General features: G+C 40.2%; 31 protein-coding genes and 2 riboswitches. Of the genes, 8 read left to right on the forward strand and 23 right to left on the reverse strand.

What is annotated here, in order from left to right:
- Positions 1 to 77: 77 nt before the first annotated feature.
- Positions 78 to 752 (reverse strand): response regulator transcription factor, encoded by a 675-nt coding sequence (locus MUG87_RS03585; protein WP_247085596.1) that lies wholly within the window; start codon positions 750 to 752, stop codon positions 78 to 80.
- Positions 753 to 1,065: 313 nt separating this feature from the next.
- Here MUG87_RS03585 and plsY point away from each other — a divergent pair, with 313 nt between their 5' ends.
- Both plsY and MUG87_RS03595 read left to right on the forward strand, forming a co-directional pair.
- Positions 1,066 to 1,668, forward strand: coding sequence for a glycerol-3-phosphate 1-O-acyltransferase PlsY (gene plsY, locus MUG87_RS03590; RefSeq protein WP_247087482.1), 603 nt, complete (start codon positions 1,066 to 1,068; stop codon positions 1,666 to 1,668).
- A 66-nt stretch (positions 1,669 to 1,734) separates the two neighbouring features.
- Positions 1,735 to 2,025: a HesB/YadR/YfhF family protein gene (locus tag MUG87_RS03595; protein ID WP_247085598.1), complete on the forward strand. Its 291-nt coding sequence runs from the start codon at positions 1,735 to 1,737 to the stop codon at positions 2,023 to 2,025.
- 66 nt (positions 2,026 to 2,091) lie between these two features.
- Here MUG87_RS03595 and MUG87_RS03600 read toward each other — a convergent pair whose 3' ends face one another.
- Together MUG87_RS03600 and MUG87_RS03605 are read right to left on the reverse strand one after the other, a co-directional pair.
- On the reverse strand, positions 2,092 to 2,484 hold the full coding sequence (locus tag MUG87_RS03600; RefSeq protein ID WP_247085600.1) for a hypothetical protein: 393 nt from the start codon (positions 2,482 to 2,484) through the stop codon (positions 2,092 to 2,094).
- Between the two features lie 78 nt (positions 2,485 to 2,562).
- A complete protein-coding gene (locus MUG87_RS03605; RefSeq protein ID WP_247085602.1) occupies positions 2,563 to 2,994 on the reverse strand; it encodes an acyl-CoA thioesterase in 432 nt (143 codons plus the stop codon).
- Between the two features lie 105 nt (positions 2,995 to 3,099).
- Here MUG87_RS03605 and MUG87_RS03610 point away from each other — a divergent pair, with 105 nt between their 5' ends.
- Positions 3,100 to 4,386 (forward strand): glycosyl hydrolase family 18 protein, encoded by a 1,287-nt coding sequence (locus MUG87_RS03610; protein ID WP_247085604.1) that lies wholly within the window; start codon positions 3,100 to 3,102, stop codon positions 4,384 to 4,386.
- 32 nt (positions 4,387 to 4,418) lie between these two features.
- On the opposite strand, the gene tlp is transcribed toward MUG87_RS03610, so the two are convergent.
- From tlp to MUG87_RS03680, 14 genes are all read right to left on the reverse strand, one after another.
- On the reverse strand, positions 4,419 to 4,649 hold the full coding sequence (gene tlp / locus MUG87_RS03615) for a small acid-soluble spore protein Tlp (RefSeq protein ID WP_247085606.1): 231 nt from the start codon (positions 4,647 to 4,649) through the stop codon (positions 4,419 to 4,421).
- A 100-nt stretch (positions 4,650 to 4,749) separates the two neighbouring features.
- Positions 4,750 to 4,884: an acid-soluble spore protein N gene (locus tag MUG87_RS03620; RefSeq protein ID WP_124563031.1), complete on the reverse strand. Its 135-nt coding sequence runs from the start codon at positions 4,882 to 4,884 to the stop codon at positions 4,750 to 4,752.
- A gap of 45 nt (positions 4,885 to 4,929) precedes the next feature.
- On the reverse strand, positions 4,930 to 5,070 hold the full coding sequence (locus MUG87_RS03625) for an FbpB family small basic protein (protein ID WP_247085608.1): 141 nt from the start codon (positions 5,068 to 5,070) through the stop codon (positions 4,930 to 4,932).
- A gap of 266 nt (positions 5,071 to 5,336) precedes the next feature.
- Complete coding sequence (locus tag MUG87_RS03630) at positions 5,337 to 5,894, reverse strand: peroxiredoxin family protein (protein WP_247085610.1); 558 nt, start codon at positions 5,892 to 5,894, stop codon at positions 5,337 to 5,339.
- Between the two features lie 73 nt (positions 5,895 to 5,967).
- Positions 5,968 to 6,432 carry an NUDIX domain-containing protein gene (locus tag MUG87_RS03635; protein ID WP_247085612.1) on the reverse strand — a complete coding sequence of 155 codons (465 nt, stop codon included), beginning with the start codon at positions 6,430 to 6,432 and terminating at the stop codon, positions 5,968 to 5,970.
- 98 nt (positions 6,433 to 6,530) lie between these two features.
- Entirely contained in the window at positions 6,531 to 7,151 is a 621-nt protein-coding gene (locus MUG87_RS03640) for an NAD(P)-binding protein (RefSeq protein ID WP_247085614.1), read from the reverse strand.
- Positions 7,120 to 7,872, reverse strand: a complete 753-nt coding sequence (locus MUG87_RS03645; protein WP_247085616.1) for a sirohydrochlorin chelatase — start codon at positions 7,870 to 7,872, stop codon at positions 7,120 to 7,122. The genes MUG87_RS03640 and MUG87_RS03645 overlap by 32 nt, the downstream gene beginning before the upstream one ends.
- The gene (gene cobA, locus MUG87_RS03650; protein ID WP_247085618.1) at positions 7,873 to 8,637 is read right to left on the reverse strand and encodes a uroporphyrinogen-III C-methyltransferase; all 765 of its coding nucleotides are present in this window, start codon (positions 8,635 to 8,637) and stop codon (positions 7,873 to 7,875) included. It abuts the gene before it with no gap.
- Between the two features lie 75 nt (positions 8,638 to 8,712).
- Positions 8,713 to 8,931: a DUF3906 family protein gene (locus MUG87_RS03655; RefSeq protein ID WP_247085620.1), complete on the reverse strand. Its 219-nt coding sequence runs from the start codon at positions 8,929 to 8,931 to the stop codon at positions 8,713 to 8,715.
- 2 nt (positions 8,932 to 8,933) lie between these two features.
- Entirely contained in the window at positions 8,934 to 10,553 is a 1,620-nt protein-coding gene (locus tag MUG87_RS03660) for a nitrite/sulfite reductase (RefSeq protein WP_247085622.1), read from the reverse strand.
- A gap of 12 nt (positions 10,554 to 10,565) precedes the next feature.
- Positions 10,566 to 11,159, reverse strand: coding sequence for an adenylyl-sulfate kinase (cysC, locus tag MUG87_RS03665; RefSeq protein ID WP_247085624.1), 594 nt, complete (start codon positions 11,157 to 11,159; stop codon positions 10,566 to 10,568).
- On the reverse strand, positions 11,156 to 12,316 hold the full coding sequence (sat, locus tag MUG87_RS03670) for a sulfate adenylyltransferase (protein ID WP_247085626.1): 1,161 nt from the start codon (positions 12,314 to 12,316) through the stop codon (positions 11,156 to 11,158). Before sat ends, cysC begins: the two co-directional genes overlap by 4 nt.
- A 204-nt stretch (positions 12,317 to 12,520) precedes the next feature.
- Complete coding sequence (locus tag MUG87_RS03675) at positions 12,521 to 13,204, reverse strand: phosphoadenylyl-sulfate reductase (RefSeq protein ID WP_247085628.1); 684 nt, start codon at positions 13,202 to 13,204, stop codon at positions 12,521 to 12,523.
- A gap of 80 nt (positions 13,205 to 13,284) precedes the next feature.
- Positions 13,285 to 13,398, reverse strand: coding sequence for a YezD family protein (locus tag MUG87_RS03680; RefSeq protein ID WP_245999815.1), 114 nt, complete (start codon positions 13,396 to 13,398; stop codon positions 13,285 to 13,287).
- Positions 13,399 to 13,501: 103 nt separating this feature from the next.
- A riboswitch (SAM riboswitch) is annotated at positions 13,502 to 13,606 on the reverse strand.
- 187 nt (positions 13,607 to 13,793) lie between these two features.
- Between MUG87_RS03680 and MUG87_RS03685 the strand changes: the two genes are divergently transcribed.
- The 3 genes from MUG87_RS03685 to MUG87_RS03695 all read left to right on the forward strand — a co-directional run bounded on the left by MUG87_RS03685 (position 13,794) and on the right by MUG87_RS03695 (position 16,032).
- Positions 13,794 to 14,639 (forward strand): GRP family sugar transporter, encoded by an 846-nt coding sequence (locus tag MUG87_RS03685; protein WP_247085630.1) that lies wholly within the window; start codon positions 13,794 to 13,796, stop codon positions 14,637 to 14,639.
- A gap of 11 nt (positions 14,640 to 14,650) precedes the next feature.
- Positions 14,651 to 15,430, forward strand: a complete 780-nt coding sequence (locus MUG87_RS03690) for a glucose-1-dehydrogenase (RefSeq protein ID WP_247085633.1) — start codon at positions 14,651 to 14,653, stop codon at positions 15,428 to 15,430.
- Positions 15,431 to 15,534: 104 nt separating this feature from the next.
- Entirely contained in the window at positions 15,535 to 16,032 is a 498-nt protein-coding gene (locus MUG87_RS03695) for a lactoylglutathione lyase family protein (RefSeq protein ID WP_247085635.1), read from the forward strand.
- Between the two features lie 219 nt (positions 16,033 to 16,251).
- On the opposite strand, the gene lysA is transcribed toward MUG87_RS03695, so the two are convergent.
- Both lysA and MUG87_RS03705 read right to left on the reverse strand, forming a co-directional pair.
- On the reverse strand, positions 16,252 to 17,568 hold the full coding sequence (gene lysA / locus MUG87_RS03700; protein ID WP_247085637.1) for a diaminopimelate decarboxylase: 1,317 nt from the start codon (positions 17,566 to 17,568) through the stop codon (positions 16,252 to 16,254).
- Positions 17,569 to 17,944: 376 nt separating this feature from the next.
- A riboswitch (Lysine riboswitch) is annotated at positions 17,945 to 18,122 on the reverse strand.
- Positions 18,123 to 18,196: 74 nt separating this feature from the next.
- A complete protein-coding gene (locus MUG87_RS03705; RefSeq protein WP_368042566.1) occupies positions 18,197 to 18,550 on the reverse strand; it encodes a DUF3888 domain-containing protein in 354 nt (117 codons plus the stop codon).
- Between the two features lie 229 nt (positions 18,551 to 18,779).
- Between MUG87_RS03705 and MUG87_RS03710 the strand changes: the two genes are divergently transcribed.
- Both MUG87_RS03710 and pssA read left to right on the forward strand, forming a co-directional pair.
- Positions 18,780 to 20,660: an LTA synthase family protein gene (locus MUG87_RS03710; RefSeq protein ID WP_247085639.1), complete on the forward strand. Its 1,881-nt coding sequence runs from the start codon at positions 18,780 to 18,782 to the stop codon at positions 20,658 to 20,660.
- Between the two features lie 245 nt (positions 20,661 to 20,905).
- Positions 20,906 to 21,613 carry a CDP-diacylglycerol--serine O-phosphatidyltransferase gene (gene pssA, locus MUG87_RS03715; RefSeq protein WP_247085641.1) on the forward strand — a complete coding sequence of 236 codons (708 nt, stop codon included), beginning with the start codon at positions 20,906 to 20,908 and terminating at the stop codon, positions 21,611 to 21,613.
- 25 nt (positions 21,614 to 21,638) lie between these two features.
- Here pssA and MUG87_RS03720 read toward each other — a convergent pair whose 3' ends face one another.
- The 4 genes from MUG87_RS03720 to hisE all read right to left on the reverse strand — a co-directional run bounded on the left by MUG87_RS03720 (position 21,639) and on the right by hisE (position 24,312).
- Positions 21,639 to 22,601: an NAD(P)-dependent oxidoreductase gene (locus MUG87_RS03720; RefSeq protein WP_247085643.1), complete on the reverse strand. Its 963-nt coding sequence runs from the start codon at positions 22,599 to 22,601 to the stop codon at positions 21,639 to 21,641.
- Positions 22,602 to 22,758: 157 nt separating this feature from the next.
- Complete coding sequence (locus MUG87_RS03725; protein WP_247085645.1) at positions 22,759 to 22,908, reverse strand: DUF4025 domain-containing protein; 150 nt, start codon at positions 22,906 to 22,908, stop codon at positions 22,759 to 22,761.
- A gap of 69 nt (positions 22,909 to 22,977) precedes the next feature.
- Complete coding sequence (locus MUG87_RS03730; protein ID WP_247085647.1) at positions 22,978 to 23,979, reverse strand: histidinol phosphate phosphatase domain-containing protein; 1,002 nt, start codon at positions 23,977 to 23,979, stop codon at positions 22,978 to 22,980.
- A 12-nt stretch (positions 23,980 to 23,991) separates the two neighbouring features.
- Positions 23,992 to 24,312, reverse strand: coding sequence for a phosphoribosyl-ATP diphosphatase (hisE, locus tag MUG87_RS03735; RefSeq protein WP_247085649.1), 321 nt, complete (start codon positions 24,310 to 24,312; stop codon positions 23,992 to 23,994).
- Positions 24,313 to 24,315 lie beyond the last annotated feature (3 nt).

Here is a 24,315-nt window from a genome sequence, read left to right on the forward strand (position 1 = left end):
ACACTACTGTGTATTCGCTGTGAAATTATCGTGAATTTCAACAAGAAATTTTAGTTTTATTATAGATTATTCCCCATTCATTCTTCAAATTTATAACCAGCACGAATAACAGTAATAATATGATGTGCCTTGTCTCCCAGCTTATTTCGCAGTTTCTTTACATGTGTATCCACCGTACGGTCATCGCCATAATAATCATAGCCCCAAAGCTGATTTAACAAGTGTTGCCGCGATAAAACGATTCCTTTATTTTCCATAAAGTATAAAAGAAGCTCAAATTCCTTGTGGGTTAGTATCACTTCATTTCCTTCAATGGATACTGTACGCGACAATTTGTTTACCTCAATACCGCTCAAAGACAACATATGTTCTTCCTGCCCAAGTGAACCTTCCGCTCTCTTTAACAATGTTTTTGCACGCGCTACTAATACTTTTGGACTGAACGGCTTTGTTACATATTCATCCGCACCGAGCTCAAAACCAAGTAGTGTATCTTCCTCGTCCGCACGTGCTGTTAACATGATAATCGGAACAACTGACTCCTTTCGAATACGACGGCATACAGACCATCCATCAATTTCTGGTAACATGATATCGAGAATTACTAAATCAATATTATGTGCCTCGAATTGGGACAGCGCTTGCTTTCCATCTTCTGCTTCTACGACTGTAAATCCCTCGTTCGAAAAATAATCCGAGACAATTTCGCGCAGGCGCTGTTCATCCTCCACAAGCAGCACCGTTTTATTCATAGCAATATCCCATCCTTTATCTATTGTTTGTTTTTCATATCATACCATATGAAACACATTTTGTAGGTTTAAAACTACCGATTAAGCAGGCATTTTTGGCTTGACCACAACATATACATTCTAATCTAGCGGCACTGGATATAAAATGGTACCGAAACCACCTACTGTATGAGCAGGTGTATCAGAGGATACTCATTTTCCTACTTGTCCATGTACAATGACAATAAGAATTCTATATAAAAAGATACTCTTCTCTTACATTGCTTCTTCTGGTTATGATACAATGGACAAGCAATATTTATTATTTTTTATCATGTTTTTAAAGGAGAATGGACTTATGCTTACATACGTATTGTTTGTAGCAGCATATTTGCTTGGTTCCATTCCGTTTGCCTTGATTGTCGGAAAAGTAGGCTATGGCATTGACATTCGTCAACATGGTAGCGGCAACCTCGGCGGTACGAATACATTTCGTACACTCGGAAAAAAGGCGGGCTTTATTGTAACCATCGGAGATATTTTAAAGGGAACAATGGCTGCTTCTTTACCGATTCTATTCGGACTGGAGTGGAATCCTCTTTGGTTTGGAATCGCAGCGGTAATCGGACATATGTATCCCATATTTGCTAACTTCCGCGGTGGTAAAGCTGTTGCAACATCTGCTGGTGTATTGCTGTTTTGTCAACCTGTTGTTTTTGTTATTTTGTTAATTGTGTTTCTAAGCTTGTTGTTTACAACGAAATACGTATCGTTATCTTCTATGCTCACTGCCATAATTGGTGTGATTGCTGCCCTATTTGTAGACGATACGCCATTTTTAATCGCAATTTCAGTACTTGCTGTATTTGTAATCTATCGCCATCGTGCTAATATTTCACGAATTATCAATAAAACAGAGCCAAAAGTGAAATTCTAAGCATATTGATAGCGAGTTGCCTGTACATCCTCTATACTTAAGGTGACGAACTAGGAGGAATTCACTATGCACATTTCAATTTCAAATGACGCAGCAAATTGGTATAAGCGCGAAATGCTTTTAAACGAAGGTGATCAAATTCGTTTTTTTGTACAATACGGCGGTTGCAGTACAGTACAAAAAGGCTTATCTCTTGGTATTCGAAAAGACCTTCCTCAGCATATGGCTGCCAGCACACAAGCAGAAGGACTCACTTTCTTTGTGGAAGCGGACGATGAGTGGTATTTTGACGGTCATAACTTATCAATTACATATACACAAGGAGAAGAAGAACCTACTTTTCATTACGAAAAATAAAGCTTGCTGATAATTAACAAACAACCTTAACAAAGCAAAAGTAAAACGCGGCGAAAGTGCCGCGTTTTACTTTTGCTCCTTCCATCCATCGTTGCTCAGATGCACCTGAAGTAATTTTGCTTCCCCATCCTGCTCGTACACAACATAGCCCTTGTTAAGTTTCATAAATACAATGGGCTCTTCCTCACATCCCTTGACACAAATACTCGATACGCTTGCAAGCAACGATAGTAATTCCGGCTCCTCCACGCTTCGATCTATCAGCTCACTAAAGGTATAAGATCGGAAGCCCTGTAATTCAACCTGAAACATTTCTTCCACAACATCTACTCGATACGGATGAGCTTCATTTTGAAATGCAGCCATACTATGATGCGCAGCACGAAATCCAAACACTGTAATAAACAGTATCGTTAAGAGCGTTCCTGTTAGCGAAACCAAACGTATTCTCTTCCTCACACTACTCCCCCCCACCTTACTTTATGCAAGTCCAGTATGTAGATATGAAAAAAGAAGCTGTACATACAGCTTCTTTGCTTAATTTATGTTCTCATTCTTTTGCTCGCGTACATAAATTTCATACCAATCTGGGTACAACTTTTTAAATGACACCGGACGGAACGTATCTTTTTTCACTAAAATATTGGTTGTGCTCGCTGTAATACATAGCTCGCCTTTTTCGTTTAAGATTTCATATCCATACACAACTCGCAGTGGATTCACAGCTTCAATCCATGTTTTTACAATAGCTTTCTCTCCGTATCGCATTGCCTTCCTATATGTAACTTGCAAATCAAGAACAGGTGACACAATTCCGTCTTGCTCCATTTGGATATACGATAAACCTAAATCTCCTATCAGCTTGGTACGACCCAACTCAAGCCAAATTACATAGTTGGCATGGTATACCACGCCCATTTGATCAGTTTCCGCGTAACGAATATCGATGATATGTTCAGATACATGCATAATAAAAGCTCCTTTTTGGCTGTTCTTTCCATGTACACTATCATAATACAATCCTCTGCAAAATAAAATAGAAACAATGCATCTTTTCCAATAAGGAGTGGTTGTATGATTCAAATTGCAGTTGTAAAACGAGGCGATACGTTATTTAAGATGGCAACGCAGTACGGTACAACCATCGAACAAATCGTCCTGGATAATGGTTTGAACGCGAGTGCACCACTCGTCATCGGGCAGGCGTTGCTCGTTAACACAAAAGGAAACGTATACTATGTCCAACCAGGCGATAGCTTGTATACGATTGCACTTACTTACAATGTCCCGTTACAAACACTTGCGAAAGTGAACAATTTATCACTCAATAAAATGCTTCTAGAAAATCAGCGGCTATATATCCCAAAAGGACAAAAGCGAATCATTGAGCCTATCGCATATTTACAGCCTACAACGGTACCCATTAAAGAAAGCTTGCTGAGCGCAACAAAAGCCATCAGTCCTAACCTGACCTATTTAGCATATTTCAGCTTTGAAGCAAAACGAGATGGTACTTTGAAAGAGCCGGTGAGTCTAGAAGCTGTTCTAAATATTACCATGCAAAACAGTGTCATTCCGATGTTGGTCATTACCAATTTGGAGAACGGCAATTTTAGTTCTGAAGTAACATCACTAATTTTTAATAATCCTTCCCTACAAAATACATTTATTACAAATGTAATTACAACTGCTCAAAAATATAACATGCGTGATGTGCATTTTGATTTTGAAAATGTCGCTCCCAAGGATCGAGAACCGTACAATCAGTTTTTACGCAATGTCAAAACGCGTTTGCCTGAAGGCTATACATTAAGCACAACTCTCGTTCCTAAAACAAGATCTGACCAAAAAGGCGCCATCTATGAAGGATTGGATTATAAAGCACATGGAACTATCGTTGATTTTGTTGTCATTATGACTTATGACTGGGGATGGCAAGGAGGACCTGCACAAGCGGTATCACCAATCGGACCTGTAAAAGAAGTTATTCAATACGCAAAAACACAAATGCCAGCCAATAAAATCGTATTAGGGCAAAATTTATACGGCTTCGATTGGACACTTCCATACAAAGCTGGAGGGAAAGCACAAGCTGTCAGCTCTGTTGCAGCTGTAGCAATCGCTCGCAACAATAACGTTCCCATTCGTTATGATTACAGAGCACAGGCACCAACCTTCCACTATGTGAAAGATGGGAAAGAACACGAGGTTTGGTTTGAAGACGTTCGTTCCTTGCAGGCGAAATTCAATCTAATAAAGGAACAAGGCCTACGTGGCATAAGCTATTGGAAAATCGGCCTACCATTTCCTCAAAACAGTCGCTTATTGGCAGAAAATTTTACGATTAACAAAAAAGGCTAAATCAAAAAAGCTGACAGTCGTCAGCTTTTTTATCATTGTTGCTTATTATTATACGCTGCTTCTTCCTTGATTTCATTGCGCATCGCTTCAATGCTCTCTAAACGGCGTTGATTTTTCGCTTCAATATCAGCGCAATCTTGTTCATTAGAAAAGCGGGCAGCTTCTTCTGCTTCATGCATATTTTCAATTGTATTTTGTACCATTTCTTGCAGTTTTACTTCGTTATCGCTTCTATCATCCGGGTTCGCTTTGTAATTCTCCATTGTGATCCTCCTTAGTAATAGAATACATCGTTATTGTGCTTAAAATAAAAAAGACTATACAATGAACGTAAAAAGAGGCGAAGTTTCGCCTCTTTTTACGTTAACCGTTATCAACAATCGGTTGTTTTCCTGTTTTATCCTGCATTTGCTTCCCTTTATTTCCACCGGCTTCGCGTGTATTTGTACCGATATGATTTGGTGTATAATGCATTGAATGTTTTTTTGGATTTCCCATTTTTATCACCCCTTCATAGCTAGTATGACCTAAGGGGCTTCTTCCTTATTCCGCTTGTTTGAGGCGCTTTTCAAGTCTCGCTTCTAAACGGTCCTCAAGCCGTTCAATTGCCTCGCTATCCCTCATCAATTCCAATTTATTTTCCATCACTAGCTCTTCAAATGATTTTCTTCTACTGCGACGCATACAATCATTCCTTTCCATCACTTTTTTGCTAGTATGGACAAAATAAGTAAGTTTAATCCGATTTTTGATACAATTCCAATAAAAACGAATACATTCTAAACTTTAATGAATTTTGAAACAACAGTCATCTTTGTCAAGGTACGATAGGGGTGCAGGATGAATGTTTGATAGACAAGAGCATGCTTCTATATATACTTTACTTCTGTTTCTTGTTTCTCCTCTTCGTTTACTCGAGCAAAATAAAAAAACCTGTGCTAGCACAGGTTTTACTGCATGTTTTTAATGGTTTGTTCCATAAAAGCTTCAGACATTGGTCCGATATACTTTTGGCGCACAATCCCTTTTTCATCAACAAAATACGAAGTCGGTAGGCTAATTACCTTATATGTATTGCTGACAGTAGATTGGGTATCAAGTAAAATCGGGAAGGTTAAGCCATTTTCGCTAGCAAAGGTACGAACTTTCTCTTGTCCGTTCGCACGCTCCGATACAGTATAATTGACAGCTACAATCACTACATCATTTTGATGAGCAGTATAATATTTCTGCATATCTGGCATTTCTTCTTTACAAGGCGGACACCAAGTAGCCCAGAAGTTAAGAATTACTTTTTTACCTTTTAATGCAGAGAGCTTCACTTTCGAACCGTCTAGTGCCTGCAGTTCAAAATCCGGAGCTGGCTTACCGATTTCTGGTCCGGCGGTTGCCATCGCTTCTTCTGCCTGGATTGTTTGTTTTACTAGCTTGTCTTTCGTAAACTGCTGGTATCCTGCATATCCTGCCATAGCTAATAACACAAGCGCTATTATTGCCTTTCGAAGCATCAAAATCATTCCTTATCTTTTTTTATCAGTGTATACAAACAAGCACTTTACTATTCCGTTTTACTACTATGTATCAGTTGATACTGCCGAGATACACACGTCCGGCGTCTTCATTTAAAAAGCGCTGGCGTAATGAAGCTCGTAATTCCTGTGGATAAAATCGATACTTTTCAATATCGGCAAGTGGTAACCAGACAACATCAATCTGCCCCTCATCTAGTTGTGATGCCTTTTCTTTATTAGGCTCCGTCAATGCTTCACACCAAAACATAAACTCCATCTGATGTAAATGCGAATCAAAAGCAGCATGTTCATGAAACTTGCCAATATATTCTCGCACAAATAGCAAATCACCCGGCTTCACTTCAATACCAGCTTCTTCTATGCACTCTCGCTGTACCGCTTCGTGCAATGTTTCTCCAAACTCCTGGCCGCCGCCAATCAATAAATAAAAGTCCCCATCGGTGTCCCGCTTTTGTATCACCAACAAATGATTATCTTTGATAATGATAGCTTTTGCTGAGTTACGAATCTTCATGCTATCCCCCCTACATCTGTCGCTCATATATTCTCTATACAAACTTACTACAAAATGAAAAAAAGTGCCATGTTTATAGGCACTTTGTGTTACACACTTTACCGTAAATCAACGGTTTCGCGTATGATACGCTCTTTAAACTGTTCTTGCTTTTGACGTGATAAACGATACTCATCTTCTAAGATTTCCGCCAATAATTGATGTCTTACTGCTTTTGCTTCATAGCGCTCTTTAATAAGCATACGACATTCGTTTAAAAACTCCAAGTACGGTTCATATGTGTGATCATAGTGTTCCTGTAACTGATTGCGAATATGCTTTGCAAGCTTCGGACTAGCGCCACCCGTGGATACTGCGATAAGTAGCTTTCCCTGTTTTAGCGCTGCTGGAAAATGACAATTGCCGCGCTCGGGATCTGTAATTACATTCACAAGTTGATATTCACTCGCCTCTTGTTCAATTCGAATGTTCAGATCTTTATCGTCTGTTGCTGCAATGATCAAGAACGCCTCTTTAAAATCGTTTCGCTCATATGTTCCTTGAATCCAGTGTACACAGCCAGCCTCCACTAACTCTCTGATGGAACTAGAAAGTTCGTTGCTAACTACAGTTACATCTGCTTTCGCCTCAAGCAACGGGCGAATTTTAAAGGAAGCTACTTTCCCCCCGCCCGCTACCACTACTTTCTTACCTTCCATACGGACTGTAATTGGATACAAAAGCCTCACCCCTTATCGTTTCATTCGCTCGTTCTGCTAAAATCTGTTGCAGATGTGTATGATAGCCAAGGTACGAACAGAGTACAACGTGATTACCATAGCGCTGAACTTCTCGTTCCATTCCTTTCATTAACAGCCCTGTAAAAAGGAGATAGGGCACAACAAACAGTTGTGTTTGCGTTGCAGCTGCAGTTTTGATCGCTTCCTCAAAGCGCGGCTCGGCGGCGGCTAAAAAGCAGATCTCTACACTTTGAAATGGGTGAGCCTCTTCTAGAAGTTGCGCAATTTGTTTCATATCACGTTTCACATCCGTATCACTGCTGCCACGCCCTACTAGTAGCACTCGTGCCCCCTCTCCAGCTTGGTTTACATCAATACGCTCTAGCAAAATATCTATAATACTGTTATGAACACCAAAAGGTTTTCCATACGTCACTGTAACGTTCGGATACTGCCTCTTGACATAAAGCAGCTCATTGGGAATATCTTCTTTTGCATGAACAGCTGTTAGCAATAAAACAGGTACAACAGCAATTCGTGTCGCTCCTTTTGTGATACACGTAGCAAATCCTTGTGCGATCGAAGGTGCAGCTAGCTCCAAATAACACACTTCTTGTATCGGGGCATTCACAAGCTTCATCGCTTGCTCAGTAAAAAAACGTGCTTGTTCATTAGCTTCCTTTACCCTGCTTCCATGGCATACATATAAGACAGCTTGCATTTAAAACGCCTCTCTTGCATACGGAAGCGGCTGTTCAAACCATTTAATCTTTTCACGAAAGCGCACTACTTCCCCCACGATAATCATGCTTGGATTTTGCACCTGTTCTTTTTGGGCAATTGTGACAATTGTACCAAGCGTTCCTGTGACTGTACGTTGCTTTTCAGTTGTACCCCATTCCACCAAAGCCACCGGCGTTTGTTCGCTTTTTCCATGATGGATGAGCTGTCCGCAAATATACGGTAAATTACTCATGCCCATATAAATCGCCAGCGTGTCAATCCCTTTTAAACTTTCCCATTTCGTTTGCTCCTCTGCACCTGCACGTCGATGTCCCGTAACGATGGCAAAGCTTGCTCCGGCCTCACGATGAGTAACTGGAATACCAGCGTATGCAGGAGCTGCAATACCTGCGGTGATACCTGGAATCACTTCGAATGGAATCCCATTTTTCACAAGCGCCTCTGCTTCTTCAGCCCCCCGTCCAAATACAAACGGGTCACCTCCTTTTAAACGTGTAACTACCTTCCCCTTTTTCGCAAGCTTTACTAAAAAAGCATTAATTGTCTCCTGTTGCATCGTATGATAATCGGGTAATTTACCGCAATAAATTAAATCCGCTTCGGGCTTTGCGTGCGTCAGTAACTCCTTATTCACAAGCCGATCATATAGGATTACATCCGCTTGCTGAATGCATTTTAAACCTTTCACAGTAATCAAATCCGGATCTCCCGGTCCCGCCCCGACAAGATATACCTTTCCCACACGCTTCCCCTCACTTTTTATGATGGACTCTGTTAAATCTCACCGTTGCTTGTTCACAGCGAGATTAAGAACGCCTTATATTGAAATATTTTCTTGCTCATAAATTACATATCCAGCACTTTTATGAATGCGCTTTTTCTCATATAAGGTGATATCTGTAATCACAGGTAATCGTAAAAAATATTTTTCTAATTCTACCTCAACTGCCCGAAACGCCTTTTCTTCATTTTCAGCAACAATAATGACTGGAATCACTTTCTCTTCAGCCACCACCTCAAAACGATATAGCTCCATCGTTACACCGCCGCCTCCTCTAGAATATCATCAAGCTTTTGCTGCAGATGCTCTAAACCAACGCGACCTACATAAGAGAAAAACGATTCATTTGGTAGCTTTTCTGTCTTGAATACAGATAAAAATTCGTACAAGACGGCTGGTAAATGCTCGCCATCAACCTTTCCTTTGAGCTTCTCATTATAAGTTCCGCCGTCAAGCAGTGTTCCCCCCACATATAATTCAAAGGCTTCTACCATGCGCTTGTCCGCTGTTTTCATTTTCACGCCTTGCAAGCCGATATCAGCAATTTGACGCTGTCCGCAGGAGTTAGGACACCCTACCATATGAATACGAACTGGTACATCTAATGTGAGCTGTTCATCCAAATAGGTGGCAATGCGACGTAAACGTTCTTTTGTTTCTACTAAAGCAAGATTGCAATATTCGATCCCTGTGCAAGAAACAGCGTGACCGATAAACGATTGCGGCTGTTGGTTGATGCGCTGGAACAACGGCTCTTGTAGCAAAGCTTCAACGTTCTCTTTTGGTACATTCGGAATTAAAAAGTTTTGTGAGTTACATGTGCGAATATCACCATTTCCATATGCTTTTGCAATGCGTGCCACTTCAAGCAATTCACTTGCATTCATACGCCCTACTGGTACATTAAAGCCAGCGTAGTATAATCCATCCTGCTTTTGTTCATGGACCCCGTAAAAGTAGCCGGCGTTCCATCCTTCCGTTGCATCTTCTCCCTTTTCTGGCAATGGACCTGTTAGCTCAAGAAGCTTTTCCTTAAATATATCTACGCCCCAATCAGCAACTAAAAATTTTAAACGAGATAAGTGGCGTTTTTCACGATAACCGTAATCACGGAAAATTGTCGTAATTGCAATCGCAATATCCTTTACTTGCTCCGGACGAATAAAGATATCCAGCGTTTGTGCTAAAAATGGACGCGCTGATAATCCTCCGCCCACTTTGACATGAAAGCCATTAACACGAGTTCCATCTAAATCTTTTACAGCTGGTGTAAATGCCACACAATTAATTTCTGCATTTGATGCATTGTACGTATTAGCGCTAATCGACATTTTATATTTGCGTGGTAAGTTTGAGAACTCCTCGTTAAATTGGAAAAACTCATACACGTCTTTTACAATTTCAGTGGTGTCAAATAGTTCATTTCGATCAATGCCAGCAAGTGGATTGCCGACGATATTACGTGTAATATCACCACAAGCACCAGCTGAAGACAAGCCAGCGTTTTCAAGTCGCTGTAAAATATCAGGAATTTGCTCAATACGCAGCCAGTGAAATTGAATAGCTTGACGCGTTGTAATATCCACGACGTCGCGACCATAATCTCTTGCGATTTCTGCCAACACAATAGCCTGATTATTCGTTAAGATACCGGACGGTACATTGACACGCATCATAAAATAACCTGCTTCTTTTGGTCGCTGCAAATATAAGCCAGCCCATTTGAACATATCCCACTGCTCTTTTGGAATAGAATCAAATCCATTTTCCGCGTAGTACGGAATATCTTTATAAATCTCAAGACCATCTTTAACGAGCTTCTTTTTTTCTGTTTCATTTAATTTCGGGTTCTCCGCCCATGTTTTTTCATATCCCATACTTGCGCCCCCTTAAATGTATTGTTTCTCTCGTAAATACTGTAGCAATTGCTCCGCACACGCATCTGCCGTATATACATGCGTATGGAGGGTAATTTCTGGCTTCACAGGCTCTTCATACGGTGAATCAATTCCTGTAAATTGCTTAATCTCACCGTTTCTTGCTTTCTCATATAAACCTTTTGGATCTCGTTTTTCACATTCTTCTAGCGGACAATACACAAATACTTCAATAAACTCATCAGCTTCGAGTAAATTGCGGACCGTTTGTCTATCCTCTTGAAATGGTGAAATGAAGGCAGTTAATACGATAGTGCCGCTATCAACAAACAGCTTTGCAACTTCGCCGATGCGACGAATATTTTCCTTGCGGTCTTCTTCGGAAAAACCTAAGCCTCTATTTAAACCGTGCCTCACATTGTCGCCGTCTAGTACATAACTACGGATATTTGCATCAAATAGCTTCCGTGCCACTGCATTTGCTACAGTGGATTTACCAGAGGCAGATAGTCCAGTGAACCAAAGTACAAAGCTGTTATGCTTGTTTTGTTTTCTTCGTTCCGCCTTTGTTACTGAGGCATCGTGCCAGATAATGTTTTCACTCATTGGACACCTCCAGCAGCAACCTGTTCCCGACGTAATCCACGAATTAACACTTCGATGACTTCCTGACGGCTAAATGTGCTCGGGGGAATCTCTCCATTTCGTAACATTTCACGAACCTTAGTACCTGATAAAATTACATGGCTTTCGGCTCCATGTGGGCAAGTTTTCGCAGAAGCCATTGCACCACACTCATTACAGTAAAAGCTATTTTCAAAGAACAATGTCGTAATCCCGATCTCCTCTGCTGTAAAATTACTAAAGATTTTCTGTGCATCATATGTGCCATAATAATCGCCAACCCCTGCGTGATCACGGCCTACAATAAAGTGGGTACAGCCAAAATTTTTACGCACAAGTGCATGAAAAATTGCTTCACGTGGTCCTGCATAACGCATAGCAGCTGGAAATACTCCTAAAAACACACGAGATTTTGGATAATACTTTTGCAATAATACTTCATAACTCTCCATGCGAACATCCGCCGGAATATCGTCGGACTTTGTTTCACCGACCAGTGGATTTAAGAATAGACCGTCTACTGTTTCTAGCGCTGTCTTTTGAATATATTCATGCGCACGATGAACCGGATTTCGTGTTTGAAACCCTACCACTGTTCTCCAGCCTAACTCGGCAAACTTTTGTCTTGTTTCAATGGGATCTAGTCGATATGATGCAAATTGATCTTTTGGAACGCGCTTTACAAGAGTAATGCGCCCCCCTAAATTAACATTGGGTCGATTGAACACACGCTTTACACCAGGGTGTGCCTCGTCCCTTGTTCCATACACATACTGTGCTTCTTTTAATTTATCCGGTGTATATATGTCTTCAATTTGAAGAACGCCATATGTTACTCCATCTTTTATAAGGCGAACATGCTCACCTACACGTAGTTCACCTGCTTTTTCCTGGGTAACAGCCAACGTGATAGGAATGCTCCACACAGTACCATCGGCCAGACGAATATGGTTGATGACTGCATCATAGTCCTTTTTCGTTAAAAACCCAGTCAAGGGACTATATGCACCTGTTGCGATCAATTCCAAATCGCTGAGTGCGACCGTGTCTAACTCGACTTCTTTTTCAATATGAAACGTATCGTACGTTTCATCCACTAATTGAATTAATGTACCTCCATGCGGGAGAATCTGACTCATTCTTTTTCGCTCCTTTATCCATATACAGCAAATTTTTTGAGACATACCAACAATAGAATAACGAAAGCACAAAAACTGTTAGCTCATAAGCCCTGCCCTATCTTAGGTACTAAGAGTAGTTGCACATAGCCTTTTCCTATTCAAAAAGTATGTCAGATTTCCTATTTGCATTTATATAGTTCTCAAATTGGTTTACTTGGTTTTCTAATGTAAACCACATTCTGTTTTATTCGTACCTGACCATCTGCCATCTCTTCCTTGTGCAGGCAGCGTACACATTTCACAACCAATGCTTGGATACCCCTGATCATGCAGTATATTGTAAGGTAAATTTTCGCGGTATACATGACGCCATACGTCCTTCCACGTCCAATGAATAAGTGGGCAAACCTTAATGGAATGAAACTTATGGTCTTGGTTAAGAAATTCTGTATTCTTTCGCGTTGGTGATTGTTCACGACGTAAACCCGAAATCCATGCCTTTCCCTGACTGAGGGCTTCATGTAATGGCTGTACTTTTCGAATGTTACAGCATGCATTCGGATTACGTTCCCATAGCTTAGGTCCGTACGCATCTTCTTGCTCTTGTAAGTTCAGTGCAGGCCGTTTCATTTCAATACGCAGTTTTGGAAATCGCTCCTTTATTTTTGCAATCACATCATATGTCTCTCTAAAATGAAGATTTGTGTCCAGAAAAACAATGTTAGCATCCGGTTTTACCTTGCTGATAAGATCAATGAGTACAATCCCTTCTATACCAAAGCTACAGGCATACACAATATTTTCGCCATATTCTTCGTATGCCCAGCGCAGTACAGACAGTGCTCCTTTTGCACCATCATCCTCCGAAAAGGAAGGGAGGGTTCCCCACGTTTCATACGTAATCATGCGACCTTCCTCCTTTATACAAAAAGAGGCAGTCTTAACCCTTAGGTTAAAACCGCCTCTAGTTTCTCTAGTCAGCGCTTTTACTTCAACCGAACTTTTTCATTTTTCTCAAGCTGAATAACTTTGCCATCTTGTACAATGAGTGTAATGGATCCGAACTTCATATCGTCGAGCATCAATTTAATTTTTTCCATGATGACTCGATACTGTTCTTCTGCTACCACAACAGCCCCCCCTTTTCCCATAATAAACAAAAAAATCTTTCCATTTCGAAAAGACTGTTGAGGTAACTATTTTACCTTATCTTTCAAAATGGGCACCATTTTGCTGGAAGTAGCACCTTGCTTTTCGCAGGTTGCCGGGCTTCATCGGGCCAGTTCCCTTCGCCTCTCTGGATAAGTGATTTAGTTTATTGTAACACAATTCTAAATTTTTGCAATCGCACTTTTCCGATAAGTTTTAATTTTTTTAGGAAGTTACATTCTTATGAGTACTAACAAGGTGCATGAATGGGTGGGTAAACCAATCCTGCATATATAAAAGTGTATGCACTGGGTCAAACTAATAATAAAAAGAAAGGATTTACACCATGGGTCTTTTATTGGCTTTGCTTCCAGCCCTTTGTTGGGGCAGTCTTGTTTTACTAAGTACCAAGCTCGGTGGCGACTCTCGCTCTCAATTACTTGGGACAGCATGGGGCGCTTTTTTATTTTCCATTGTTATGTATATATACAAAACACCAGATCTATCCTGGTTTATCTTTTTTATTGGCTTCATATCCGGCATGTTCTGGTCTCTCGGTCAAGGCAACCAATATGGCAGTGTAGAACACCTTGGCGTTTCTAAAACAGTTCCTTTGTCTACAGGAATGCAACTTGTTGCTACTACTGCTTTTGGCGTATTTATTTTTAAGGAATGGGAAACACAGACAGCAACTTTTATCGGCTGTATTGCCATTGCATTGATTATTATCGGGGTACTTTTTACAGTGAAAGAAGAACATAAAAATAAGAGCGGTGATCGAAAAAAAGGGTTGCTTCTCCTAGTAGTTTCTACAGTCGGATTTTTGGCATATGTCGTAATCATACGCTGGTTCGAAATTGACGGTTGGTCTGCTATTTTACCACAAGGCGTAGGGATGGTAACCGGAGCATTGCTTTTTTCCATTAAACATAGACCATTTAACAAGTATGCGCTTCGTAATGTGATTACTGGTGCCGTGTGGGGCATTGGTAATCTTGGTTTATTACTTGCTATCCCACGAATCGGCGTTGCAACCAGTTTTTCTTTATCACAGACTGGTATTATTATCTCTACACTTGGCGGCATTTTTATTTTAGGAGAAAAGAAATCAAAAAAACAAATGGTGTTTGTAATAATTGGCTGCTTACTTATTATTGCAGGCGGTGTCATGCTGGGTTTTACTAAAACATAAGGAGGCACATCATGTATCCTGATTTGGCAGGAAAAGTAGTCATTATCACAGGCGCTGGTAGCGGTCTTGGCAAAGCTATGGCCCTTCGCTTTGGAAAAGAAAAAGCAAAAGTTGTTGTTTGCTATTTTCCGGAAGAACAAAAGCAAGATGTGGACGATATTATTACAGATACCCATTCAATGGGTGGTGAGGCTATTGGTGTGTTTACAGATGTAACAAACGAACATAATGTGGTAACACTTATTCAAACTGCAACAAAGCATTTTGGTAGCCTAGATATAGTGATTAACAATGCAGGCATTGAAAATGAAGTTCCTACTGTAGACATGCTGCTTGAAGATTGGAATAAAGTTATTAGCACCAACTTGACTGGTGCGTTCCTTGGTTGCCGCGAAGCACTTAAATATATGCTCGAGCACAATATAAAAGGCAATATTATCAATATGTCCAGCGTACACGAAATGATCCCACGGCCACATTTTGTCCATTATGTAGCAAGCAAAGGTGGCATAAAATTGATGACGGAAACGCTGGCACTTGAATATGCACCGAAAGGGATTCGCGTCAACAGTATCGGACCCGGGGCTATTGATACACCAATCAACGCAGAAAAGTTTTCAGATCCTGATGTTGAGAAGCTTATTCCGATGGGCTATATTGGGAAACCAGAAGAAATTGCTGCTTGCGCTGCTTTTTTAGCATCTGAACAAGCTAGTTATGTAACCGGTATTACTTTATTTTCCGATGGAGGTATGACCAAGTATCCAAGCTTTCAAGCTGGTCGAGGATAATTCAGGTATCTAAACGGGGACTATGTTACAAAAAAGTGCGCACTTATAATTAACATGTTCTTTATTTATACTAAAGCAAGACTTATTAGCAGGAGGTCATTTAGATGAATGCAGTATATCCACGTTCATTTTCTCATATTGGTATTTCAGTTCCCGATGTAGAACAAGCAGTAAACTTTTATACAGAAGTACTGGGCTGGTACGTCATCATGGAGCCATCAGAGATTGTAGAAGATGACAGTGCCATCGGCATCATGTGTAGCGATGTATTTGGAGCTGGGTGGGGTAGCTTTAAAATTGCCCATCTATCAACCGTCGATAAAGTAGGAGTTGAGATTTTTGAATTTCCTAACCATAAAACGCCCGAAAATAATTTTGAGTACTGGAAAACAGGTATTTTCCATTTTGCCGTGCAAGATCCCAATATTGAAGGGTTAGCGCAAAAAATTGTAGAACATGGCGGCAAACAGCGCATGCCAATTCGTGAATATTACCCAGGTGAAAAGCCTTTTAAAATGGTATATTGCGAAGACCCATTTGGCAATTTAATTGAAATCTATACACATAGCTACGAAATGACATACTCTTCCGGAGCATACTAAAAGCCTGCGCATTTGCGCAAGCTTTCTTCTATTATACTCTGTTAAAGTTCATTGTTGATTTCCGTTACGGGATTCGCTTTCCGCGGGCGGTCAGGGAGCCTCCTCAGCGCTATGCGCCTGCGGGTCTCCCTTTGACTCGCTTGTCCCGCAGGAGTTTCACCCCTTCACTCCAATCAACAAGTGCAAATGATCAACATTAGGCTTTAACACAGCCATATATTAAACAAATTCGCGTGTACGAACGCGGTCATTTTTAATTAAATCGGCAAACGATTCACGTTCTACAACAACCTGAGCATTTCCATCTTTTACAAATACGACACCTGGCCGTGTAATACGGTTATAATTGTTTGCCATAGAATAACCGTATGCTCCTGTACAAGATACAGCTAACAAATCCCAAGATGCAACAGTCGGGAGCTGAATGTCCCAAATGAGCATATCGCCGCTTTCACAGCATTTCCCGGCGATAGATACCGTTTCTGTTGGCGCTTCGTCGGCACGGTTGGCAAGCATAGCTTCATATGATGCATTGTATAAAGCAGGGCGAATATTATCTGTCATGCCACCATCTACAGCGACATATTTTCGAATCCCTGGTACTTCTTTAATAGATCCGACTGTGTATAATGTTGTTCCTGCGTCCCCTACAATACTGCGCCCTGGTTCAATCCAAATTTCAGGCAATGGATAATTGCGTGCTGTACACTGTTCTCTAACTGCATCCGTTACTTCTTGAATATAGCTCGCAACTGGCAATGGCGTATCACCTTCTGTGTAACGAATACCAAATCCGCCGCCCAAATTCAACACTTGCATCGTATGTCCCGTTTCCTCCCGTACGATATTCAAAAATGCGCTTAGCACTTCAATCGCTCTTACAAACCCCTCGGTTTCAAAGATTTGCGATCCAATATGAGAATGCACACCCATTACATGATAATGAGGCTTCAGTAAGGCAATTTTCATAGCTTGCAAAGCTTGGTTGCTAGAAATGCCGAACCCAAATTTAGAATCGTCTTGACCTGTTGTAATATATTCATGTGTATGAGCTTCAACCCCCGGTGTTACACGCAATAAAATGTTTACCGTGAGAGCACGCTCTTTGGCTAAATCGTGAAGTACTTCCAGTTCAAAAAAGTTATCTACTACAAAGCAACCGATTCCTGCTTCAAGTGCCATTACAAGCTCTGCTTCTGTTTTGTTGTTACCATGGAAATGGATACGTTCTGCTGGAAAGCCGGCTTGTAAGGCAGTATATAATTCTCCACCTGACACAACGTCAAGAGACATGTTTTCTTCTGCTGCCAAGCGACACATCTCCATACATAAAAATGCTTTGCTCGCATATGCAACTTGATACGAAAAACCACTTTGGCGAAATGCTTCATTGTATGCTCGGCATTTTTGACGGATTAGCGCCTCATCATATATGTAAAGAGGCGTACCATACGTTGTTGCCAATTCTGTTGTGTCACAGCCGCCAATTTCTAAATGTCCTTTTTCATTCACTCTACTTGTTCCATGTAAATACATATGTTGTTCCCCCTTTTTGTATGAAAAGCACTAGCAACTCGTTCTACTCTACAGATCTAAGAATCAAGCACTGAAATTTGATTATGCCCGAGAGTTATACCATTCTTTCTTTTGTAAAATAAGGCTCTGTTAAAGTTCGTTGTTAATTTCCGTTCCGGGGGTTCGCTTTCCACGGGCGGTCAGGGAGCCTCCTCAGCGCTATGCGCTTGCGTGGTCTCCCTTTGACTCGCTTTTCCAGCAAGAGTCTCTCCCCCCTTCACTCCCATCAACAAGTGCTCATTACCAACATTAGGCTTTAACACAGCCTAAAATAAAAAAAACGCGTGGAACAATGTTCACACGCGTTTCTTATAATTTTTACAAGAAACCGCATCAACATCTCCATAGTTCTCCACAATTGCTTGTGACAGTCCTGCATTTGTTCAATACAGTCCCAGCAAAATGTTGTTGAGGCAACCATTTTACTTCGGCGACATTTCCTTTCATGCTGCGGTCTTCGATTCCACAAAATCTCACACAAACTACTCTTAAATGTCGCAACCTCTATTTCGAGATCAGATGAGGGTTATATTTTGTTTTATGATGCTTCTTACAATAACAGATAGAAAATCAGTTTGTCAAATCTTTTTTAGACAGGCTTACGACAAGTCAACTTCGTTGCGTCAGGAAGACGTGTTACTTGTATCGTCTGAACCTCCCACTCTCCATCCTCGTTATTAAAATTTATACTTACTTTTTGAAACGGTGGTTTTGGTTCTTGACCAGGCTGTTGCTCATATACAATCACATCTATCGTTGCACGAAATAAGTATGTACCATTGACCATTTTGTTCATACTGACGATTTTCGGGCAATCATATTTTTTAAGCACACCAAACCGCTTTTCAAGCGCCCCATTTATTTTTGGGAACAACACTGAAAAGAATGCATCTTCAAGCATTGCATCAGCATTGGCTTGTATCGGTATACTATACAAACACATACATAATAAAATTGTTAATCGCTTCATCACATAAAACCTCCTCTTTTATTGTAACCCCTTACTATCTTTTCACTCCGTATATCCATTTTTTCTCAGACCATGTAAAGAAAAATAATGCAATAAAGAAGATTTCCTACTATACTAAATAAAGAAGAATATCCTGTTTCAAAGCTTAATATCCTATACAAACAGCTTGTCCAGAAACAGGCCATGCAGGGGGAGTTTACATATGACCAGACTACTTCCAAAATTAAGATTCACACTTTTGGCAGTTGTTCTATTATGGATTAAAACATACATTGTATACAAATTGGCATTTGATATTAAAATTGAGAGCGATTGGGATGAACTGATTTTGCTGTTTAGCCCCGTAAGTTCTTTACTCTTCTTTATCGGCCTTGCCTTGTTTCAAAACAAACATCGCAATCGCTTTATATTGGGCATAAGCGCTTTGCTTTCTTTCGTACTATTTGGAAACGCTATATTCTATGGCTTTTTCGATGATTTTGTCACGTTGCCCGTCTTATTTCAAACAAATAACATGGCCGACCTAGGCACAAGTATACGAGAACTGCTAACATATAAAACTTTTTTAATGTTTGGCGATCTCATTCTCTTATTTGTGCTACTTCGCATCTTCCCAAATTATTTTTCTACGGAATCTCTAACAAAGGGAGAAAAAACATCTTATTTTGCCAGTGTGATTACGATATTTGTTCTTACTGTTTCCGTAGCGGAGCTCTACAAGCCTTCACTGTTTACTCGTTCATTCGATCGTGAAATGGTAGTGAAAAATCTAGGACTCTACAACTATCACTTGTATGATATTGCGCTTCAATCAAGATCTTCGGCACAACGCGCATTTGCAAGCACAAATAGCTATGTAGAGATTGAAAACTATATTCGTGCACGAGATAAGCATGTGGATGAATCATTATTTGGTACGGCCAAAGGAAAGAATGTTATTGTTATCTCAATGGAATCCACACAAAACTTTGTGATTGGCAAAAAGATCAATGGGAAAGAAGTGACTCCCTTTTTAAATGATTTTATTAAAGAAAGCTACTACTTTGACCATTTTTATCACCAAACAGGACAGGGAAAGACATCAGACGCGGAATTTATTATTGAAAACTCCCTATATCCGCTCGACAGAGGATCTGTTTTTTTTACTCATGCCAACAATGAGTACATGGCAACGCCGGAGCTGTTAAAAGATTACGGTTATTACTCCGCTGTGTTTCATTCTAATGATAAGACGTTTTGGAATCGCGACATCATGTATCCGGCACTAGGTTACGATCGATTTTTTAATCTGACTGACTTTACAGGAACACAGCAAAATTCCGTCGGTTGGGGTTTGAAAGATAAAGACTTTTTTGAGCAATCTATACGCTATTTAAAAGAATTGCCACAGCCTTTTTATACAAAATTTTTAACACTTACTAACCACTTTCCGTTCATCTTAGAATCTGAAGACCGTTATATAGACGAGTACAATTCAGAAAGTGATATTGTAAATCGCTATTTTCCAACAGTTCGCTACACCGACGAAGCAATCAAATATTTCGTACAGCGATTAAAAGAAGAAGGACTCTACGATAACACTATAATTGTCATTTATGGTGATCATTATGGCATTTCAGAAAATCATAATACAGCAATGGCCCAAGTATTGGGCAAAGAAGAGATCACACCATTTGATACCCTGACACTACAGCGCGTTCCACTCGTGATTCACATACCAGGACAGACGGGACGAACCATTTCAAAAGTATCTGGGCAAATTGATGTAAAGCCTACTCTTTTACACCTGCTTGGCATTAAAACAAAAGATCATATGGAGTTTGGTACAGATCTGTTCGTAGCTGAACAAGAAGCAATGACGGTTTTGCGAGACGGTAGTTTTATTACTGAAAACTATGCATATACCAAAGGCATCTGCTATAACACAAATGGTACTATTGTAGATCGTGCACTTTGTGCTCCTTATGCAGAAAAGGCAAAAACAGAGCTTAGTTTATCGGATAGATTAATTTATGGTGATTTACTTCGCTTTGATGGTCATAATAAACGTAAAACAGGCACAATGACCACTTCCTTTCAGTAAAGCCGGATTTTCCGGCTTATTTTTTTGCTGTATTACACCTTATGTTAATCTCTTGAGCAAACTTGTAGGTGCGCCTAAAAAGGCGTCCTAATCAAATAAACACCCATCATAACCATTCACAAAGAACTTTAGCTACACCTATTTTTTATAATCTACTCAACACCTTTAGCATTTTATGGTATGATAAAAACCAAGTACTTTCACACACTAAGAAAGAATTTTAACAGAAAGTAAGGGATCTTAACTTGTACAGAGCAGCCATTCCAAATTTATTTACCTTAGGAAATCTTTATAGCGGATTTTTATCAATTGGTTATGCTTCTATGGGCCACTATAAATCCGCGGCCATCCTTGTTCTTATCGGCATGATGTTAGATAGTCTCGATGGACGAATTGCCCGCTTATTGCGCGTTGATTCTCAAATGGGAAAAGAACTTGATTCTCTCGCTGACGTTGTTACATTTGGAGCCGCACCTGCACTTTTAATGTATTATACCTCCTTCTCCCAATACGGCTTTATTGGACTATACATAGCGGCATTATTCCCATTATTCGGTGCTTATCGCCTAGCGCGCTTTAACGTAACGCCTTCTTCTACGTCACTCAGGTACTTTACAGGCGTTCCCATTACTGCAGCAGGCGGCATCATGGCATTTTTAACACTGTTCTCGAATAAAATTCCAAATATTGTACTTATCACACTATTTGTTGGGTTTGCCTTTCTAATGGTCAGTCGAATTCAGATTCCAAGTCTAAAAGATGTTCCGCTTCCAAAGTACAGTATTATTGTTACCTTATTTTTAATCGCGGTTATCGTAACAATGTATCAACGTAATTTCGGAAACATACCCGAATTTTTATTTATCGCAATTCCGCTTTACGTTATATATATGTTGTCTCAATTCTTACGTCAACGACATTTTGATAAGAAAAATGAAAAAGAAAAAGAATAACCAAGCGCGGTTATTCTTTTTCTTTTTACTTCGTTACCATCTTCTTAACAGGGGTAAGTGGTTCTTCCCCTGCAAGTACACTTAAAATATTACGCACTGCCACTTCTGCCATCGCATTACGTGTTTCAATCGTCGCATTTCCGATGTGCGGCGTCAGCACAACATTCGGGAGTGTCTTTAACTCCTCTGTAATACGTGGTTCAAATTCAAATACATCTAGTGCAGCTCCTTCAATTACCTTGTTCTTTAATGCAGCAACTAAAGCCACTTCATCTACAATTGGACCGCGGGCCGCGTTAATTAAGTAAGCGGTCGACTTCATCAGCGCAAGCTGCGGCTCAGCAATCATATGATGTAACGTTGGATGATATGCACAATTTATTGTTACAAAGTCCGATTGTTTCAGTAAATCCTCCAGCGCTACATATGACGCACTATATTGCTGTTCTGTTTCAAGTTTACGGCTTGGACCCGTATATACAATCTCCATACCAAAAGCTTTGGCTCGCTTCGCAACAGCTTGACCGATTGCACCAAGCCCAATAATACCAATCGTTTTTCCATATACTTCACGCCCTAAAAAGAAAAGCGGTGCCCAGCCATCAAATCCTTTTGTACGACATAACACATCTCCTTCTGGAATACGACGCGCCGCAGCCAATAAAATGGCCATTGTTAATTCTGCTGTAGCTTCTGTAGAAACATCAGGTGTATTGGTTACAGCAATCCCTTTTTCTATTGCATATGTATAATCAATATTATCAAAACCAGCCCCGTAGTTAGCGATAATTTTTAAATCCGCGCTGTCAATTGTTTCTTTTGTTACTTTTGTAGATAACAAACTAAGTAAAGCATCCTTTCCTTGTAAGCGCTCTCTAAGCTCTACCTCACCGATTAAACCTTCGCCATCGTATATTTCCACTTCGTGATCGCGCAGCATTTCTAATCCAATTTTTGGTATATTTCCCGCAACAAAAATTTTTCCCATGATGTCATCCCCTTTTTGATAAGCTGTTAGCTTTTTATTTTTCTTTATAGACTTTATTATTGTAAAAAATTTGTATACAAACATACAAGTAATCTGTTTCCAAATAATTAGAATACAAAAACGTCTTGCAGCCTGTGCAAGACGTTTGATATAGCATTTAGTGTCGCTTTACCTGTTGATCAATTGTTCCCTCTGTTAATGTATTTTGTACTTGTTCATGTGTAAGCGACTGATCGCTTTTTGGGCTTGCTTCACCATAATGCTTGTTAGTTAATTTGCCTGTATCCTTATACTGCTCTTTACCCACTATAAGCGCCTCCTCGAATTAATTTCACTATTAGTGTTAGCAAAATAGGACCTTTCAGTATTAACATATTTATCCTTTTAACGGTTTCATAATGCGCTGACGCTTTTCAAACGTAGCCACCTCAGTATAACCATGACGAAGCAGGGTTTCTACATTTTGAGCCACGTAGCTACCAATGTCGTCAGGATAATGCGAATCAGATGAGATTGTAATAGGTACACGGTGACGAGCCAGTACACTTAAAAACAACGGGCTCGGACACATTTCTTTGACTGGATAACGATAATATAAACCTGCGTTAATCTCTGTTGCCACGTCACATTCCCTCAGTACACGAGCAATGTGCTCATAGTAGTGAAGTAAATGATTTTCATCAGGTCGATAGTTAAAGACCTTCATATTGTCAATATGGGCAACAAAATCAAATAAGCCAGATCGAATTTCACGCTCAATTAGTGCAAAATGTTTCTCATATAAAGCTGGTACGTCCTGTGTTTGAAAACGCGCTTGTGTGTCTGGATTATCAAATCCCCAGCCTTCTGTAAAATGTACAGAGCCGATTACATAGTCCCAATTCCCAAGCTTCAGCAGTTCTCGTAGCTCTTCTTCACCATCAGCAAAATAATCGGCCTCTAGCCCAAGGCGAAGCGTTATGCCGCGTTTTGCCCATCTTTTCTTCGCTTCTTCAATCGCAGCTGTAAAATGATGAATAGATTCAATCATTACTTGATCTAGCCATTCCTTTTGTAAACAGCCTAAATCGCTATCACTGATGTCGATATGGCGATAATAGTAATCACGCGCTTCTGTAAAACGGTAGAGATGGTCTACAATTCCTACTTCTTGCAAGCCTTTACGCTCTGCTTCTTCTAAGTATAAATCAATCCAAAACGGTGAGAATGCTCCTTTTTCTAAGCGTTCTTGCAATAGCGCTTGTGATTGCTTAAGCCAATCTAAAGAATGTCTTGGGGCTGCCACCGGTACAAAATGCTGCAACGCTACATTTGTGCGATCAAGCCAGCGTAATGAATATGGTCCTTCCTCCAAATGCAGGTGATAATCTATCCTCATCCTTTCCCCCTCCTATAGCGTATCAATTTCTTTTCTGTCTCCCACCTTAGACAACTTTCCTCTTCTTCGCTTTGCTTCTTCCTCAAGCTCCTCTAAGGAGACATCCTTTTCTGCCATCAGTACAAGACAGTGATACGTTAAATCCATGAGCTCACTAACCAGCTCTGTACGGTTATCACTTTTGGAAGCAATGACTACTTCTGTACATTCTTCACCAATTTTTTTTAAAATTTTATCTTCACCTGTTGTAAACAAGTAATTCGTATACGAACCCTCTTGCGGATTCTTTTTTCGATTTTGAATATCTTTATACAGTTCACGCAGTATGCTCATTGC

The sequence above is a fragment of the Ectobacillus sp. JY-23 genome, assembly GCF_023022965.1.
GTDB lineage: Bacteria > Bacillota > Bacilli > Bacillales > Bacillaceae_G > Ectobacillus.